Raw genomic sequence first — 19,560 nt, 5'->3', positions numbered from 1 at the left:
GCAATGTCTTTGATTTCAATGCAAAAATTAAGACGAAAACTGCCGCGGATTGCTCTATATGCATTTGTCATTTTTTTCGGGATTGTCATGGTTTTGCCCTTCTATTACATGATAATCACTTCCTTCAAGACTCTCGAAGATGTGACAAAAGTGCCCATCAGTTTACTGCTGGAAAATCCGACGCTGAAGCCGTATCAAGATTTGCTTGATGGATTGGCTTACGGTAGATTCATGCTGAACAGTTTGTTTGTTGCTGTCACAACCACGCTGGGCACGTTGTTTTTTTGCACTTTGGCGGGCTATGCCTTTGCCAAACATCAGTTTCGGCTGAAAAATTTCTTTTTCATGCTGCTGCTTTCCACCATGCTCATTCCCGGGTCGGTGCTGCTTGTTCCCGGATTTTTGCTGATGCGAGATTTCGGTTGGCTGAATACATTTCTGCCGCTCATCGTTCCCGGTCTGACGGGAGCGTTCGGCATTTTTCTGTCGCGGCAATTCATTCAGGAAATCCCGGACGCACTTATTGACGCCGCAAAAATCGACGGCGCGGGTGATTTTCGCGTGTACTGGCAAATTATCCTGCCCCTATCAAAACCGCTGCTGGCGACGCTGGCAATTCTAACTTTTCTTTACAACTGGAACAATTTTATCTCCCCGTTGATTTTCATCTTCGATGAATCAAAATATACCCTGCCTCTTGGTCTGTCATTGCTACAGGGACGCTACACCAATTGGGAAAATGTACAGATGGCAGGAGCCGCTTTGGCAATCGTTCCGGTGCTTTTTATTTTCTTTATTTTCCAGAAACAAATTGTCAAAAGTCTCTCTTCTTCGGGCTTGAAAGGCTAAAATTCCGAAAAATAAGCGTTGACCTCTTTTTTTTTTGAAGAAGACGAATAATTTGGTTTTGATTTGTGATTTGTTGTAACTTAAATAATTTCAGAATAATATGTGACTTTTAAACAAGGGCTATTTAGTGCCAATGTTACAGTGAAGTTAAAAATATTTAAAAAAATAAAAAAAATTCTTGACAATTTGAAATAAATTTTTATATTAGACTTAAGCGTTTTCGCAAACGATTAAGTAAATGTTCTTAGCAAAGTTCGCCGCTGTACTTACTGATAACGAAAAAAATAATTTCCCATCTTTCCGAAAAATATACAGTGGTACTGAATGAAAAGTAAAAAAAAGCCGGTGACTCTAAAAACGCTGGCGAAAATTCTTAACTTAACACCTGCGACGATTTCCAAAGCGTTGCGTGATAGTTCTGATATCTCGCTGAAAACGCGGGAACGAGTAAAACAAAAAGCAAAGGAACTTGGTTACCAACCGAATTTATTAGCGCGAAGTTTAATCAGACGTCGGAGCAACATCATCGGAGTCATTATTCCCAATCTCGCCCATTCATTTTTTGCTGAAGTCACCAGAGGTATTTCTGATCGCGCTCGTTCTTTGGGATATGAAGCGATTATCATGTTACACGATGAAAGTTCAATCATTGAAAGAAGAAATTTGGGGTTTTTATCATCTTTAAATGTGGATGGAATTTTAATTGCGGCAGTTCCCGGCGTGGAGAACAATACGGTTATCGAATCCATCGAAGATCGGGGTATTCCATTTGTTTGTTTCGACCGAGTCATTGACGGGAAAGACTTTTCTTCAGTAACAATCGACGATAAACAGGCTTCTTTTATTTTAATGGAAAAGTTGATCGAGCAGGGCTGTCGAAAAATTACCTTTTTGGGACCGACGCATGACTTGTTTGTCGCCAAGGGAAGATTTGAGGGCTATCAGGAGGCATTGAAAAAACACAATATTCCTTATGATCCCGAGTATGTCATCGAGTGCGGCATCAATATCGACGATGCTTATGTTCGCATGAAACGTTTGCTCAATAGCGGCCACCATTTTGACGCTGCAATTACTATCAGTGGGTTGCTGGCGTACGGAGCAGGAAAGGCAATTTTGGAAGCAGGGCTTTCCATCCCCGATGATGTAAAATTGGGTGAGTTTGGAGATAATAATATCGTTCATCGCCTGGGTGTGCCTTTCATTACTGTGGATCAAAAGCCTTATGAAATGGGTACAAAATCGGTGGAAATGATTGTCGATTTAGTTGAAACAGGGGAAAAAGAAGAGCCACCGAAACATGTATTTATTGATACAAAATTGGTTTGCCATCATATGAATAATTCATTTAATGGAGAATGTGAGTAACGAAATGTTCATTGATTCCTTTCTCAAATGATAGCATATTTTTAGAAGCAAAATAAATTTAAACAAGTTAAAAACTCCTTGACCGCAAATTTGAAATTTTAGAAGTTAATTACGATTGAGAGGTTTGTGTACGCGATTAAGGCTAAAATATGAAGAATTTATCGTGGAAAATTTAACTAATAAGTGGTCGCCAATGAGTCATTTCCTGAAGGGCAGCATAGCGATGAAAAGAAATATTTTTCGGGAATCAAAAAACGAACCCCGATGGCAGAATAAGCAAAGGAAAGATATTTTCCTGAAAAATCATCCTTTTTGTGCCATGAATTTTTTGGATTTCAAGAAACCAAATGGAGAAGCTTTTTGTTATGCACTATGTTTGTAAGATAGCTTCTCCATTTTTATTTTAGGAAGTTAGCAAGAATCAAAATAAAAACAAGAAGGAGGTGATGACATAAGGACGTGCTTACAATTTCCAGATTTGAATTGGCAGATAACAAACGAGGCGAAGGAGGTGATGAATCAAATTAGGATCAAATTGCTCTCTAAATCAAGAGAAAAGTTATGTAGTCAGTTACTGAATCCCATTTAATTTGGAGGACACATATGTCAATGAAAATTTTGCACAAAATGTCTATAGTGTGTACTATAGGCCTGGTGATGGTACTGTTATTCTCCGTGTCTGCGTTTGCCGGTCTCGGCAAAATAGCCGGCAAAATTACGGATGCGAAGACAGGAGATCCGCTGCCAGGTGCTCAGATTCAGATTGTAGGCACTGCAATGGGCGCTGCGGCAGATGAAAACGGAAGATATTTTATCTTGAATGTCCCTCCTGGCACCTATACTCTCAGCGTCAGTTTTATGGGTTATACCACTGAGAAGATTGAAAATGTCAAAGCGCAATTGGATGTGACTACACCTCTCGATGTACAGCTAAAAGAAACCGTTGTAGAGGGAGAAACGGTTACTGTCGTCGCGAAACGTCCGGCAGTGGATAAAACCATGACTGCAACGAAGATTACTTTTTCCGACGAGGTGGTTGATAATGTATTGCCAGTGAATACATTAAATGAGATCCTCGAAACTTCTGTGACGACACAGTCTATGCGTGGAGCGAACAAAACTGGTGTTGCTTACATGATCGATGGTGTAAACATCACTGATATTATGTCTTCTACGGGCGGCGGCACAGATGCGTACACAAACGTAATACGCAATACGAACCCAATGGGATCAAGCACTGGTGATTTTCAAGCAGAGTCCAGCGTTGATCCAAAAGGTCGCTCCTCAGCAATGGTTCAGACGACTGCTGAAATCACACAGAGTAGTGTTGCTGAAGCAAACGTCATTGCTGGTACATTTAACGCTGAGTATAGCGCCTCTGCTGGTGTGATTAACATTGCTTCTAAAAGCGGGGGAAAACAATATTCAGGCAAGTTGTTCGTGCGTTCAAGTTTAGGCGGCATAAAGCACAAAGGTCCTGATTGCTATAATGCTATTGTTTCGGGAAATGAAACAGCCGCTGATCTTTACAACGCGCATAAACAAAACTTAATCGCTAACGGGAATGATGATCTGGCTGCTTTAATGCAGTGGACGCCTGGTGCTTATGAATATGGCGACAAACCCCGTATGAATTCTGAATTTACATTTGGCGGGCCCATGACTGCAAAAGGCAATTTTTTCTTTGCCGGGAATTTCTTGAATGATCATGGCGCTTACCCGGGTCAATTTCAGAGAGAGCTTGGCCTGTCATTAAAGTTGAATTACGACTTGTCAGAATCCGACAGAGTTACCGCTTATGGAAAGTTGGATGACTGGGGCCAATTGTTTGGCTGGACTAACCGTTCCTATTCTTACGTATATCAATTCTGGCTTGAAGGACAGCCGGTATGGGACCGTTCCGGATTCGTCTCGTATCTGAAACATACCCATACATTTAATCCCTCCAGTTTTCTTGAAACAACACTTAGTTACGTTGGAAACGAGAAAACATGGGGATACAAACCGGTTGATGACAAGTTGCAATATGACAACTACGGTGATTGGATTATTTTGGATACTGCTGAAAAAGCGAATTATTACCTGAATGATCCGGCAACACGTATTTTTAACACATCTCCCGGAAACGATCCGAGCTATCAGGTATCCGGTTTCCAGAATCAGATTCGATTTGGGTTGGCAGGTTATCATTATGAAAATCTGAAAACCAGCACTCTTACATTTGCTTCAAACTACACAAATCAGGTGAGTTTTCATCATCAGTTGAAAACAGGTGTGGAATACAAACTGAACACTGTCGATGAATTTTCGCACAAATCGAGTGTCGGTTTCCCCGATCCGGCTTTCAAGTTTGAGACTGTTGATTACACCGTCAATCCTTGGTCATTTGGCACGTTTATCCAGGATAAGATCGAATATGAAGGCATTATCGTTAATCTCGGCCTGCGATTCGACGCTTACAACATGGATACAAAAGTGCTCGATAATTTCCTTGAACCGGTAAAATTCGACACTCTTGCTAATGGCCAGGCCATTATGGATTATGCTAACACCAAAAACAGCAAGACCCGCCAATACTTCAGTCCCCGTATTGGTATTTCTCATCCGATTACTGACAATGCCGCTATGCATTATAGCTGGGGTATTTACACCACACAACCGAATCTTGGTTACTGGTTGAGAAACTACAACTCATTCGCAAATGCATCTCTACCGGCAGTATGGAATTCCGATCCGGATCCCGAAAAAGCGACCGCGTACGAGATTGGCGTTAATGTTGCTTTGACGAACGATTTCGGCGTTGACGTGACTGCGTACTATCGTGATGTCAGAAATGGAAGCGCCACTGGCTGGAGCATTGGTCAGGATAAAAAGGCGACCGGAACTGATTTTTCGTTGTACACTTACTACAGTAATTGGGGTTACCGTGACAGCCGTGGTTTGGAACTCAATTTCTGGAAACGCCCGACTGCTGAAAGGTATTTTGGCGTATTCGGTCTTTCCGGAAATTTAAGCATATCTTATGCTTATGATAAAGCTTCAGCCAATGCTGGCAATATTAACCAGGATCCTGAATTTACTAATTCAATCAGTTACAAAAATAAGACGCCATACAACTGGGACGTTGTTGGTTTCTGGCCGACTTATGCACGCGGTTATAACGACTGGAAAGGCAAATTGTCACTATTGTGGGATTTCCCGTTTGACGTCAAAATGTCAACTATGGCGACTTACAGAAGCCCCTGGCGCTATAGACAACAAACCAATATTACAAACCAGCGCTACGAAAAAATGTTAAATGGAGAATATTTCTTTCAGCTCGACATGCGTCTGACCAAGTACATGACAGTTGCTGGAATCCGTGGCGGTTTATTTCTCGAGATCTTGAATGTATTTGATCGCGAAAATGTTCTGCACTTCGATAACTACGGAAACAGCAACCTTTATGAGACCGAAGGAAATCCCTATGGCATTTTAAATCGTCCGGTGGATCAGTACGGAAGTCCGTTGACCGGTATCGCGCGAGAGATGTACGTTGGCTTTGAGGTCTCTTTCTAATTTGAATTGATTAATAGAACAGACTTTCTCAATTAAGTTAAACTTAGGAGAAACGTAATGGTTAAAAAGAATTTATCAATCCTTATTATCATATTTCTCATAGGTCTGAGTACATCTGTATTTGCGACAGACTGGCCGGGCGTCGGTACAATCTGTTGCGGTGACCTATGGGAAAGCTTTATGCCGAGTTCCGTGGGCAAATACTACGGTGAGTCGCAGACCAACGTCTTGAAAAATCGACATCTTATCCGCGTTGGGAACTATGCCAGGCAGTGGACGGCGCCGGTTTTCTACTACCCGGCTGGCGATATTTTTACACTGACCTGGAATTCAAGTATTTTTATGACAGAATACAGCCCCACAGAACCAATCGGCGCTTACCGCAAGTCCGTTGCCAGTGATACTGTCAACTATCCGTATTACTGTGACGCATTCTGGATGGAAAGCATGGGCAATACTGACAAGACTCCCACTACAAACGGTAGTGTCCATGGCGGAGCTCCCTGGTCAGATGATACGCGTTTGCAGCAAGTTTACGAATTTTTCATGCCGACGAATATCGGTGTGGACGTAAAAGGCCGTATTCGCGGTTTTAGCTACAATGAAGCCAATATGAATGATTTCATCGCTATGGAATTTGAATTAACAAACACCGGCGTTCAAGATAATGATTGTGATGGAACAGTCGATCGCACAAATCATAAGATTGAAGCGCTTTCCATGCTTATTGATGATGGAACATTCGGAAGTATGGCTCTGAGTCAACGCGGCACGCGTTGGCATGGTTGGTGGCCACCGTCAAGACTTTCCGGTTATGACGGCAGTCCTGATCTTGAAGGAAATCCCTGGGATGTGCCATTTTGCTGGGCAACAGGCATCCAAGAGAGCGACATCGATCCTACCACTCGCTGGGTAGAAGACGGAAAGAGAAAAGTCAGCTATCGCGATTCCAGAGGCGTTTTTTCTGATATCTGGAATGGGCAACATTTCATCGCTGTCAAAGAGGGTGGAATGGATGCTGGATCTTCTGCACCTGACAAAAAAACTATTTATGGCAGTGATCCCATTGGTAAGGGCAGCCAAAGAGGCTGGTATGTCACTCGCAACAGAACAAAAATTGGCGAACCCTATGGTCACTTTGTGATGGCTACTGGTGTTTTCTATGAAGAGGGCGGAAAAAGCGAAGACCCGGCTCTTTTTGTCGGAAAATCATTGAAACCAGATCCGAACTATTTTGATACGTCACAGCCTTACACTGTTGGCGATCCTGTTTCATTTGCCAGTTTGCCGATAAAAGGCGGACAGCCATTGGGTGATTTAAAGTACACGAATTTCTGGTACCAGAACTGGGAAAAGAATTATCCTGGCACACCAAGCCCGGGAATTCCTGAAGAAGATCAGTGGACGGCCGGAGGCACGCCGAAAACCGGTTATAATTTTGGTTCCGGAGCCTCTGTTGGTGTTGGTCCTTTCTCACTTGAAGTCGGAGAAACCATCACCATCGTAGCCATTGAATACGGCGGCTATCGCTTGAAAGGCGTCAGAAATGCAGTGGCAGCGGCTCGTTTCGCTTATGAAAATGACTGGAATGTTCCCACACCTCCGCCAATGCCGGACATGAATGTTATGGCCACTGAGTACGAAGAGCCGAGCGGCTTAACGGTGAAACCGAGAATCGTATGGGACGACCGCGCGGAAACTGCGGCCGATTTTGCAGGATACAAAATTTACCGCGTTACTGCTTACCCAAAATATCTGACATCTCAATTTGGAACGCGATTCCTGGATTTGTATCAACATCAGGGAGCGGAAGATATCGGCGCGACGGACGCAGAATTGGAAGCCAAATACTGTCAGCCCATTAACCCGAACAATAGCCCACCGGCTGGCTATGATCTCGAATGGTCACCTGGCACACACGGACCCTGGAAAATAATGGCTTACATTCCCAAATCAGACCTTGGTAACTATACTAATACCGGCGACGATGCTGGCACCTATGCTTATGAATGGATCGATGAATCCAGCGAGGCGCGATTCGGTTATACTTTCTGGTATTATGTGGCAGCTTTTGACAACGAAAGCGGCAAGATTGCTAATACTTCTTTTACCAGTCTTGAAAGTGGTAAAGAGAATTTCAACGGTCGTGATGGCGAATGGCAAGGAACTTACCCGTGGGCAACCGCTGCTACTGGTTATCCGACAGACGCCGCAGGAATGAAAGCAATGGGATCGCCGTTTGTCTTGAACCTGCCGCGTGCCGATGCAGCAGATCTTATTAGCGGGAAAAAAGAGATCGCCGTTAAACCAAATCCGTACAAAATTCAGGCGCCACACGATGTTGGTTTAGAACATAAGGTGGTATTTTACAATTTGCCGATGAATACAAAAATTACCATTTTGGACCTTTCCGGCCAAATTATGGATGTAATCGAATACTACGGCTTGGATCCGCAGAATGGTACGGTATTTTGGGATATGTTCACCAAAGATGGTCCTGAAGTGCAAAGCGGTCTGTATATTTGGGTTGCGGAATATCCTGGCGGCCAACAAACTGGCTACCTGGCAATTATGCGCTAATTAGCGACTTAAACCTTGAATCTTCAAAATTAGGAGAATATGTTTATGAGACATAAAATAATCTCCACGCTACTCATCTTGACGCTGATCATAGTTGTGGGTAGCGGGTTTGGACAAGAGATGAAAAAAACTGGTTCGTCAGGTGCCTCAATTCTGAAAGTTGCGGTTGGCGCAAAAGCAACTGCTTTAGCCAGCGCAATGACAACGGTACAGGGCGATGTCAATCAATTGTTTTGGAACCCGGCAGGTATTGTACTGAGTGCTGGGGAAACTCAAGTGACATTCTCTTACAACGACTGGATTGCCGGCTTGAACCATAACGCTTTTGCAGTGGGTCATTCGTTCGGTAATTGGGGTACTTTTGCACTTGGCGGCATGATGTCAGGCGTAAGCGGCATTACAGCAAACCGTGACATCCAGCCGGGGCTGGAAGGCGTTGATTACGTGACTTCTGCTACATTCGACTACAATGCAAACTTTTTTGCATTGAGTTGGGCGCGTAATTTTACCGACAAACTGGCTTTGGGCGCAACTGCGAAGTACTACAGTGAAACTATTGACGGCGTCGGAGTCGGCGCATTTGCCATGGACTTTGGAGCAATTTACAAAGTTGGCTTCAGAGACCTGACAATTGGCGCCAGAATCCAGAATCTGGGACAGGATTATGAATATTATTATGTCCCGGTCAACCTACCGCTGGTCTTTAGCTTTGGAGCGTCGTACAGCTTCATCAATTCTGACCTGTTTGGTCTCAAAGGCTATCTGGATGCGACCAAACCTCTGGATAGCGACCAGATGGTTCTCGGTGGTATTGAAGCTCATCTGTACAAGAAATTGTATGTGCGCAGCGGATATAAATTTAACTTTCAGAGTGTCAAGGATGAATATCTGAATCGTGATGTTTATTATCCGACTGAAGCGACAACGCGTCCTTCGTGGTTGAGCAAACAAAGCTACAATCGTACAGATGAAGGAATGTCCATTGGCGCCGGTTTGGAGATTCCTTATGGTGATTATCGCCTGGTCGTCGATTATACCTGGACATCATTCAGCGTTCTTGATGACGTCAATCGATTCTCACTGACTTTCAAATTCTAATGGCTGAAAGTTTCGCCATCAGTCATTGAGTCATTTTAATTAAGGGGACTCTTGAGGAGTAACTCGGAGTCCCCGATTTTTTCATTTGCGTAATGATAAAATTAAAGGATTTAGGATTATAATGTTGAAAAGCAGAACAAGATTTTTTATTTTCAGTATTTGGGCAATATCCCTCTTTTTATTATGGGGATGCAGTAATGTGCCATCACACAAATTAGAAGTCGCTCCTTTTGCTTTGAATATAAAAAATGTTGAGCCCGAACATTATTTCAAGAGAGTCACTGATCTCAAAATTACTCAAGATAATGGGTTCGTTGTCGTGGACATTGACGGTCCCGGAGTATTGAGATTTGATTCTGATGGAAATTTCATCAATAATATCGCCGGCTACGGCAGCGGAAATTATGAAGCCCTTTGTTCGGCGACGCCGGTTGACAGCTTAATTGCGATTAACACGTTTGGTCTCATCGAGTTTTTTACGGATAAAGGCAGACCGGTAAAGCGTTATTTCATGCGCGGCAGAGGCGATGTTTTTTTCGCTTCAAACGGCGATTACGTTATCAATCGTATGTATGATTCTTTTCGATTTGGCCATTGCCTGGAAACTTATGATGCCAGGGGCAAGCTAATTAAACAATTTCGCTCGCCAAGAGCTTCAGGGGAAAAAGATGGCATATTAGATTTTGCGTTCAGCGGTATCGCTGATAATAATAAAATTTTCTACCTGCCCGCAGTTGTTGACAGCGGATTTATTTATGATTTGAATGGCAATCTGATTTTAGCAAAAAAGATAAAATCAAAATTAAAACCATACAAGCTGAAAAATGGCAAACAGGGACCTCTCATTGAAGATGCTTTTGTGAGCGACGAGGGAATTTTTGTCGTGAGAGTAAATAAAAAAATGAGCAAAGAAGAAATTGTTTATTTTGATCTTATCGAGCAATATGATTTTAATTTTGAGCTTGTTGCTTCTTTTCATTTAGCGGACCCGCTGACCATGAGCACGCCAACGGATCCCTATTCCCCGTGGTATCATAAATTTTGCTATAAAAATAGCATGTTCTATTTCATTATTTCTCATCCTTATGAACAATTCATTGCATTTAAAGTAAAAAAATAAGTAGGAAAATAATTTAGAGGACAGAAATAGTGAAAAGAAATAGCTTGACGCGAAAAGTTATTTTTTATGTTGTGGCAGTTTTGTCGCCGTTTATTCTCTGGTTAAGTATTGAATTTGTTGCTAACGCTATTACGCATCGGTTTGATCCTTTGAAGGTTGACCGAAAAAAAGGCACGCTGTATTTGAATCAGGATTATTTCACTGATTTCTTTTTATTTGATTTAGACCAGTTTTGGAATACTTCTTCATCAAATCGCGCTATTCATCGGGAAAAAGGCAACCGTTTCAGAATTATTACACTTGGTGGATCGACTACCGCAGGCTATCCCTATAATACACTACCGCAATATAAATGTCCGGCCTCCTTTCCCAATTATTTGCGCGCGATTTTGCAGTACAATAAAAACCTTCCGGAAATTGAGATGTTGAATCTGGGAAGCAATGCTTTCAACAGCCTTTCGGTTCTGAAGGTATTTAATGACATCAAAAAATACGATCCTGATCTGGTGATTGTTTATTCCGGCCACAATGAGTATTTCGGACCCAATGAGTTTGCACTCTCAAAATCGGCGAATAAGATCTTTTCGTCAAAATTCTTTTTCAATGGTTTTTTGAATTTGCGGCAAACTTATCTATATCAGGGCATGCGTTGGATTTTGAAAAAAATTATGAAGCGGGGAGAAGTCGAATACAAAGATTATGCGAAATGGAGTCTGCAGAATACTATTTCTCCCGATGATGATTACAATCAGCTTGTTCAGGAAAATTACGAAAGAAATCTTACAGAATTGGCCAAAATGGCAAAAGATGCCGGAATCAAGTTGGTTTTGTGCACGCCCATTTCAAATGTGACTTTTCCGCCGTTTTTCAGCCAATTTTCAAAATCGCTCGATTCAACAACGCAGGCGCTTTGGGACACGCTTCAAGCTCAAGCCGGCGAACTGTTTGATCAGGGACAATTTGATGATGCTCTCTCTGTTTGGAAGAGGCTCTATGAAATTGACTCGACCAATGCAAATGTTCATTATTATACCGGAATGAATTATGCAAAGCTGAAAGAATACAAAATTGCTGATTTAGCCTTGGAACGCGCGACGGATCTCGATGCGCTGCCTTTTCGGGCAAAATCATTCATCAGAAATATTTGTCGTAAAGTGGCAAAACGCGAAGATGTCATTTTGGCAGATACCGATTTTTTCTTTCGCCAGCTTTCGCAAAAATATTATCCTGAGCCTTCTCTGCTTTTGGATCATGTTCATCCAACTGAACCGGGTTATTATTACCTGGCGCTTTTTTTGGCGCGGACGCTGATTGACAATAATGTGTTTCCCGGAGTGAGGCAAATCAAGTTTCCGACTTTGGAACAAACGCGCGAAGCGTTGGGTATTTATGATTTTGTCGCGTACAAAGTCGAATTTGATTTCACAAAGGATAGTTATTTGAGTGACCTGGGAAAAATAAATCCGGCAATTGCGGCGCTGCTCTTAAGAATACGGGAAGAGTCCATTACTCGTGCAAAAAAAATCGGGCAAGAGTTAATGAAAGAAGATTACGACGCTGCTAAAAAGAAGGAATGAAAATTAACATGATTCGTTTTTTAATATATTTACTGTTTTTTTTGTCAGGCGCGGCGGGCCTGATTTATCAGTTAATCTGGGTGAGAAAGCTCATTCTGGTTTTTGGGAATACGACCTACGCCACCAGTAGCATTTTGACTGCTTTTATGGGCGGCTTGGCTCTCGGAAGTTATTTGTTCGGAAAATACGCGGACCGCATCAAAAAACCCTTGAAGGCGTACGGCTATCTCGAAGCCGGCATTGGCATTTCTGCGATTGGCATTCTTTTTCTCTTTTTGCCAATATCAGATTCGCTCTATATTTGGGCATTTAACACATTTGGCAACCAGGCGATAATTTTCAATTCAATCAGATTTTTGTTTGCCATCATTATTTTGATTATTCCCACGACGCTCATGGGTGGGACGTTGCCTATTATTAGCAAGTATTTTATTGCAAATTCCGAAGATTTTGGCAAAAGGCTGAGCCGTCTTTATGGGTTTAATACGCTCGGCGCTGTTGTTGGCGCCTTTTTTACTGGTTTTTTTTTAATTCGATGGCTTGGCGTCACATCTTCTTTTTGGATCGCCATATTTATTAATCTGTGTGTGGCGGGAGCCGCTTTGTTGCTTAGCGCTCAAAAAACGAAAACAGTTCAGAGCGCCAAACAGCAAGCGAAATCAGGGAAGAAAACGTCAACTGCGGAAGCTCGTAATCAAAAAATAAGCAGCTATTCATCGGCTGCCACAAAAATTATCATCTCGCTGTTCGCCCTTTCCGGATTTGCCGCGTTAGCCTACGAAGTAATCTGGACGCGCGCGCTCATATTTTTTGTCAGCTCCACAACCTATTCTTTCACGATTATTTTAGTTACGTTTCTGGTGGGAATTTCTCTGGGAAGCCTGATTGTTTCCAAATGGATTGATCGGATGAAACATCTCGCACTGTGGTTTGCTTTGTTTGAGGTCGTTATCGCATTTTTTGCCATCCTGTCAATCCCCCTGTTTATGAATTTAAATTCATTCCAGATTTTTATATTGGGGATGATTAATAGCAATAATTGGACTCAGGTTTCCGTTTTGCTCTTTTTGTCGGCTTCTTTTATTCTGCTAATTCCAACGATTTGCATGGGCGCTGTGTTTCCCATTGTCAACCGTATTTATGTTGAAAATGTAAAAACCCTCGGAAAAGGCGTCGGCAACGTTTACATGGCAAATACCGTGGGAGCAATTTTGGGCTCCTTCCTTTCGGGATTTGTGATTTTACCTTTGATAGGCCTGAATGGAAGCATTTTATTCCTGGCATTGGTCAATTTTGCGATTGGATTGAGCGCAATTTTTATTGAAAAAGATTTCAAAACCTCGCGGAACCGATATCTGGCATTCGTCACAATTTCAACTTTATTGTTTGTGGTGATTAGCCTGATGAGCTTTACGTCAAAACCGTTGTTTTTAAAAACAGCCGGATTTCAGAATACGCGGCTGCTGTATCAAAATGACACCGCCTCGGCAACCATTAGTGTGCTTGAGAAAAAGGATCAGATTAATATCTGGGGGAAAAATGTCAGATATTTAAATGTAAACGGGCACAACACCGCGCATACTACTTTTTCAGACATGGTCATTCATAAAATGCTGGCTCATCTTCCCATGCTGCTCCATCCTGCTCCTGAAAAGGCACTGGTCATTGGGTTCGGGTTTGGAAATACCTGCCAGTCATTTTTGCAGTATGATATGATTAAACGCGTGGATTGCGTTGAATTAGTCGCTGATGAAAAAGTTACCGCTCGCTATTTTCAAACGCACAACAAAGGCGTGTTTGATGATCCGAGATTCAAGTTTATTGTTAATGACGGCCGCAATTATGTATTGGCGACAAAGAAAAAATATGATATTATTTCTGTCAATTCCGTTGACCCCAAATTCAGCCCGACATTGTACACTGAAGAATTTTACAAACTTTGTTACAAAAAACTTAATGAAAACGGTCAATTGGTTGCCTGGCTGCCGATTTACGGCATGAATTTGGAAGAAATTCAGGCGTTGACACAAAGTTTTATCAAAGTATTTCCAAATTCCAACCTCTGGTACAATAACCCGGAACACTTATTATTACTAGGGTTCAAAGGGGTCTATCCGTTTGATATTAAAACAATTTCCGAACGCATGAATCTGCCAAATGTTAAGAGCAGTTTGGCTGAGATCCATCTGGACAATGTGTATTCCTTCTTGTCCACTTTTTATTGCGGAAAAAGAATGCTGGAAAAATTTTCGGACGATGCGCCGAGCCATAGCGATAATTACCCGCTGGTGGAGTTCAGCCAGGTTCCAACCAAAGAGATGATTCCTCAAGTTTATGAAAAACTGGCTGAAAGTCGAGAAAGTATTCTTCCCTATTGCGTTGGTTTCGGCTCACTGGGAGATGCGGAGTCCGTTCGGGCAAAACTCGCCGATTTCGAGAAACAAGCCAAAAATATGATGACAGCGCTTTTCACTTACCGTTTGTACGGACAAAATCCGGCGTACAAAGAAGTTGCGGACAAAGCGATTGAAAAGATGAGAAAATCAATTGATAAAGAAGAAGAAAATACTTTTAACTTGGTTTCATTCGTCGATCTGGTGAATCACGAAGATTTGACCAGAGATAAAAAATACTTCGCGCGTGTACTAAAAACGGCGCCTGAATTTGCCAAAGCCTATGTTTTCATGGGATTGGAAGCAGTTGCACACGCTGACTGGCCGCGCGCGCTGGAGTTTTACGAAAAGGCGCTGGAAATTAACAGCAACTATCCGACGGCGCTCATGAGCCAGAGTTTTGTTTTTATCAAAACGCAAAAGTGGGAAAAAGCCAGGGAGAGTTTAACCAGAGTCATCGAATTGGAGCCGGAAAATCCATTTGCCCATTCGAGTATTTCGCAAGTCTATTATATGATGCATGATTATTCGGCGGCGATTTTGCACGCCAAAATGGCGATTGAGAATTTTCCGATAGATGCCAATTTATATTTCAATCTGGGAATGATGTACCAAAAAAACAAGCAGATTCCGGAGGCAATCGCAGCATTCGAAGAAGGAATAAAAATCGATCCTTACGACAGTCGGGCGATAAAAAAACTGGATGAATTGAAAAAGATGAAATAAATTTCGGGCTTTGTTTGCCTGGCGCAGATGAAAAGAATTTGCGCCGGAAGCATCATTTTGGCGTAGAAAAAATACCAAAAGAATTCTGAAAGAAAGACAATTCAATTAGTGAATTTTCAATAAAATCAAGGTATAGTGGCAATATTGAGGAAAAAAATGAATAATTACCGGCAATATGTTTATTTTGAAAAAATAATGAAAGTAATGCTGATTTTAGTTGTATTTTTGACAGCGATAATTCCGGGTGCGGCGTTTCCGCAAGGAAAGAAATTCGATTTCAAAACAGATTTTGCTCGTTTCAAAACGCAAGGGGGCGACGTTTATGTGGAAATTTATTACTCTTTTTTGCGCGAAGGTTTGACCTACCGGAGCACGAAAGATGGTTTCCAGGCTGGTTGTTTGCTGCAGACTTACATTCAAAAAGGCGGCAAAGCGATGCGAGTCGATAGTTTGGTGATAACTGATTTTATTCAATCGTTGACTGAAATTTCCGCAACGCAAAAATTTACCGAGCAGACAAATATTCGGCTGAATCCGGGCGAATACACACTGTTCTCTCGATTGACTGATCTTGTTTCGAAAAAGTCGGTTGTGGACTCCCAATCGCTAAAGTTGGCGCCTTTCAGCGCAGAAAATTTGACGATGAGCGATGTTCAATTGGCATCTCGCATCACTTCACAGCCGAAAGCGGAGAATAAATTTGATAAATGCGGACTGCGCATCATGCCGAATGCTTCGTTAGCGTATGGCACCGGCTTTTCAAAATTGTTTTATTATGCGGAAATTTATAATTTGAAATTTCAGCCGGATAAAAAAGAATCAACTTTCCGCACCACCTATTTTATCAAAGACCCAAATGAAAATATTGTGAAACAGGTAGAAGGTTCAGTTCGACAAAAGCCGGGATCTTCCGCTGTCATTCATGGATCATTTGATTTGACCGGTCTAATTAGCGGTTTTTACACATTTTACATCGAAGTAATCGATGACGCTGACGGCGGCAAAGCAGTTTCAAAAAAGAATTTTTCCATTTACAAGCCGGAAGATTTTATTGTAAAAACAGCACCGAAGCCGATTCAAAAAAATCAGGTAAGTATTAATGAATTCAAAGACATGGATGAAAAATCACTCGATGTTTATTTTGAAAAAATAAAATATATCGCGTTAAAAGATGAGAAAAAAATATTCAAAAAGCTTGATCGAAACGGAAAAATTAATTTTCTTAACGAGTTTTGGGCACGCCGCGATCCAGAACCTCGAACAAAAATAAACGAAAGAAAAGCGCAATATCTCCGACTATTGCATTACGCAGAACAGAAATTTACCATTGGCCAAAAAGCCGGTTGGAAGACGGACAGAGGTCGGGTTTTGTTGGTTTACGGTAAACCCGATGAGGTTGAGAGATTCCCGGCAGATAATTCCCATAAAGCCTATCAAATTTGGCACTACTATAATTTGTTGGGAGGCGTTAATTTTTATTTTGTGGATTTCCGCCAAATTGGCGACTACATGTTAGTTCATTCGACTCATCCGGATGAAGTTCAGCAGGAAGATTGGCGCGATATGTACGCTCGACTGAAATGATTTATTTCGTTTTTGTCGGGGCGCGCTGACAAATTTCCACGGCGACAAAATTGAAAATATGTAAAACAGAAAAGAAGATGAACCGCTCTGTAAATCGTGAGCGAGGATCGACCTGCGCTACACTTTGAGGATGCTCATATTTTTCTCCTGAAAATAAAAGCCGCTCCTCGAAATATTCTTGATTAGAAATCGTCGTTCCTCCTCCTTAAAAAATGCGTTCTGTATTTTTTCAAATACCCAAATAAAATAGCTGCAAAAATCGGAGTGGTACAGCAAGGAAAATGAAGCATAAAGATTAGAGGAGATTTGAAATGCACATTTGGGGTTTGCACATATTAGATTTGGCGATCGTTATTGCGTACGTCGGCGTGGTTATCTGGCTGGGAAAACGCGTGTCAAACCAGACCAAGGATACGGAAGATTTTTTCCTCGCCGGAAGAAAATTAGGTAAATTTTATCAGCTTTTTTTGAATTTTGGTTGCTCCACGAACGCGGATCAGGCAGTTGCCGTTTCCCGGGAAATTTACCGTCAGGGAATCGGCGGCATGTGGATTCAATTCTTAGTGCTGTTCTTGACGCCGTTTTACTGGTTTACCACGCTGTTTTTTCGCCGCGTACGGTTGACCACAATTGGAGATTATTTTACGGAGCGATTCAGAAGCAAATTTCTCGGCGGAAGCTACGCCATCTTTGTGCTGCTGCTTTCTCTCATCGGCGGCGGAATTGGCTACATGGTTGCCGCAAAAACGATGATGGCAATGACTCCAAAAACAATCGAACAATGTTCCGTTGAAGAGCGTCGCAGTATCGAAGAATTTCAGGAATTCAAAACGTTGAAGCAAGAATTGGATCAGAACGATGCGCTGTCAGTGGAAAAGCGGGCGCGGTATGAAGAACTGGTGGAAAAGAATAAAAAAGGCGAGCTTCACTCGTTTATTTCTCACACAAATCAATACTGGTTTTACTTCATTTACGCGCTCATCGTGGGAATTTACACCATGTTAGGGGGATTCCGCGCCGCCGCGATCACTGACGCCATTCAGGGGGTGTTGATTCTGATTTTCTCATTATTGCTCATCCCCATTGGGCTGGTCAAAATTGGCGGTTTTGCCGGATTGCACGCTTCGGTTCCGAATTACATGTTTGAGTTGTTCGGATCGGCAACGATGAGTGAGTACGCTTGGTACACCATTGTCGCCATGGTGCTGGCAAATCTGGTGTCCATAGTCGCCGTCGCCACCGGAATGCAGACCGCGGGTTCTGCGACAAATGAAATGACAGCGCGGGTCGGGATGATTGGCGGGATGTTTGGGAAAAGACTAATTATGCTTTTCTGGGCGTTGGCAGGATTGCTTGCCATCGGACTTTACAGCGGCAAACTCAGCGACCCTGATTTGATCTGGGGTTACATGTCGAAAGACTTGCTCGTCCCCGGAGCGATCGGATTGATGTTAGTGGGGATTTTGGCCGCGAATATGTCCAGCCTTGATGCCGGGGCAGTGTCCTATTCTGCTTTGTTTATCCGCAATATTTACAAGCCATTAGTGCCAAATAAATCTGAAGCGCATTACCTTTTTGTGGGACGAATTACCATTGGCGTCACTCTTTTGGGTGGCATCGTCGTTGCCATGATGGTTGACAATTTGCTGGAATTGTTCAAATATATCATTTCCATCCCGGCTATTTTCGGCGCGTCGATCTGGCTTGGTTTCATCTGGCGACGCCTGACAAGATGGGCGGTAATTTTACAGGTTTTCATCACGTTGATGATTTATGCCGTCATTCCCAATTTGTTTCAGGGGATGGATTCTGTCAGATACAATCCGAAATATTTGCAAGAAACAAATCCGCGCGTGGTGACCATTACGACCGACGCGCTTAAAGAGGATGTCGAACAGAATTTTGCGCAAGATATTGGCGAAAAGATTCAAAAAGAGCACACGATTCCGCCGGTCGGGATTTTCTTTGAAAAAGTCGCTCGCGTCAATCCCGAAGATCCCAATTCGCAAAAAATGGGAATAGGCCGCTTCAACGCAGAAATCTGGGTTTTGAGTTGGTTCGGCATAGATTTTTCCAGTTTCACCAAACCGCAACTGGTAGCGATGCGCTTTTTATTTGACGCACTGTTCCCATTTGTGCTACTGTTTTTGTTTTCGTACATGACACCGATGGTTCCCAAAAAAGACCTGGATCGATTCTTCGCAAAAATTCACACGCCGGTCGGCGCAACTCCTGAAGAAGAAGAAAAAGCTTTGCAGGACGCATACGAGCATCCGGAGAAATATGAAAAAAATAAAATTGTTCCTGGTTCTCATTGGGAAATTCTAAAACCGTCAAAAATGGACTACATCGGCTTTGGCGGGAGTTGGCTTATCGTCGGTGTGATTATTCTCTTGTTGTGGTTGATGGTGAATATTAAGTGATTTTTATTGACCACGAAATCGGCAGGACGCAAAGAAAAAATAGTTTTTTAAACCTGGAGTCGTTGCGACTTCGAGGCGAAGAAAGAGGGAAATCATTGTGAGGTGCATGTGATAAAAATTGAGACTGGCAGACGAGAATTTGATGAATTTTATCCGAAAATAAAATCGTTCCTTGAAAAAGATACACTGGATCTGGTCATTGATGGAAAAAAAATCCGCGGCTACCGCAGTCCCGATTCCCGGGCGATCTGGATTCGCGACCATTCTGACATGTTTCGCGGTTT

General features: G+C 42.5%; 11 protein-coding genes. All 11 read left to right on the top strand.

Going from position 1 to position 19,560, the window contains the following annotated elements:
- Positions 1-3: 3 nt before the first annotated feature.
- Positions 4-849, top strand: coding sequence for a carbohydrate ABC transporter permease (locus GXO74_01320; GenBank protein NOZ60299.1), 846 nt, complete (start codon positions 4-6; stop codon positions 847-849).
- A gap of 324 nt (positions 850-1,173) precedes the next feature.
- Positions 1,174-2,217 carry a LacI family transcriptional regulator gene (locus GXO74_01315; protein NOZ60298.1) on the top strand — a complete coding sequence of 348 codons (1,044 nt, stop codon included), beginning with the start codon at positions 1,174-1,176 and terminating at the stop codon, positions 2,215-2,217.
- Between the two features lie 603 nt (positions 2,218-2,820).
- Positions 2,821-5,775, top strand: a complete 2,955-nt coding sequence (locus GXO74_01310; GenBank protein NOZ60297.1) for a TonB-dependent receptor — start codon at positions 2,821-2,823, stop codon at positions 5,773-5,775.
- 180 nt (positions 5,776-5,955) lie between these two features.
- A complete protein-coding gene (locus tag GXO74_01305; GenBank protein ID NOZ60296.1) occupies positions 5,956-8,355 on the top strand; it encodes a hypothetical protein in 2,400 nt (799 codons plus the stop codon).
- 45 nt (positions 8,356-8,400) lie between these two features.
- Positions 8,401-9,453, top strand: a complete 1,053-nt coding sequence (locus tag GXO74_01300) for a PorV/PorQ family protein (protein ID NOZ60295.1) — start codon at positions 8,401-8,403, stop codon at positions 9,451-9,453.
- A 199-nt stretch (positions 9,454-9,652) separates the two neighbouring features.
- Positions 9,653-10,573: a hypothetical protein gene (locus tag GXO74_01295; GenBank protein NOZ60294.1), complete on the top strand. Its 921-nt coding sequence runs from the start codon at positions 9,653-9,655 to the stop codon at positions 10,571-10,573.
- Positions 10,574-10,602: 29 nt separating this feature from the next.
- On the top strand, positions 10,603-12,150 hold the full coding sequence (locus GXO74_01290) for a hypothetical protein (protein NOZ60293.1): 1,548 nt from the start codon (positions 10,603-10,605) through the stop codon (positions 12,148-12,150).
- 8 nt (positions 12,151-12,158) lie between these two features.
- Complete coding sequence (locus GXO74_01285) at positions 12,159-15,269, top strand: MFS transporter (protein ID NOZ60292.1); 3,111 nt, start codon at positions 12,159-12,161, stop codon at positions 15,267-15,269.
- A 156-nt stretch (positions 15,270-15,425) separates the two neighbouring features.
- Positions 15,426-16,853 (top strand): GWxTD domain-containing protein, encoded by a 1,428-nt coding sequence (locus tag GXO74_01280; protein ID NOZ60291.1) that lies wholly within the window; start codon positions 15,426-15,428, stop codon positions 16,851-16,853.
- Positions 16,854-17,164: 311 nt separating this feature from the next.
- Positions 17,165-19,276, top strand: coding sequence for a sodium:solute symporter family protein (locus GXO74_01275; protein NOZ60290.1), 2,112 nt, complete (start codon positions 17,165-17,167; stop codon positions 19,274-19,276).
- Positions 19,277-19,384: 108 nt separating this feature from the next.
- Positions 19,385-19,560: hypothetical protein (locus GXO74_01270; GenBank protein ID NOZ60289.1), on the top strand; the 176-nt coding region annotated here is incomplete at its 3' end.

This window comes from Calditrichota bacterium (assembly GCA_013152715.1).
Classification (GTDB): Bacteria; Zhuqueibacterota; Zhuqueibacteria; order Thermofontimicrobiales; family Thermofontimicrobiaceae; genus 4484-87.
Note: the sequence above shows the minus strand (reverse complement) of the source record. Positions and strands in the feature narration are given on the sequence as shown.

What these genes read in the sequence shown, in the direction of transcription:
- GXO74_01315 (NOZ60298.1), top strand. Translation starts at nt 1,174, where the DNA reads ATGAAAAGTAAAAAAAAGCCGGTGACTCTAAAAACGCTGGCGAAAATT.
- GXO74_01275 (NOZ60290.1), top strand. Translation starts at nt 17,165, where the DNA reads ATGCACATTTGGGGTTTGCACATATTAGATTTGGCGATCGTTATTGCG.
- GXO74_01305 (NOZ60296.1), top strand. Translation starts at nt 5,956, where the DNA reads ATGCCGAGTTCCGTGGGCAAATACTACGGTGAGTCGCAGACCAACGTC.
- GXO74_01310 (NOZ60297.1), top strand. Translation starts at nt 2,821, where the DNA reads ATGTCAATGAAAATTTTGCACAAAATGTCTATAGTGTGTACTATAGGC.
- GXO74_01320 (NOZ60299.1), top strand. Translation starts at nt 4, where the DNA reads ATGTCTTTGATTTCAATGCAAAAATTAAGACGAAAACTGCCGCGGATT.
- GXO74_01300 (NOZ60295.1), top strand. Translation starts at nt 8,401, where the DNA reads ATGAGACATAAAATAATCTCCACGCTACTCATCTTGACGCTGATCATA.
- GXO74_01280 (NOZ60291.1), top strand. Translation starts at nt 15,426, where the DNA reads ATGAATAATTACCGGCAATATGTTTATTTTGAAAAAATAATGAAAGTA.
- GXO74_01285 (NOZ60292.1), top strand. Translation starts at nt 12,159, where the DNA reads ATGATTCGTTTTTTAATATATTTACTGTTTTTTTTGTCAGGCGCGGCG.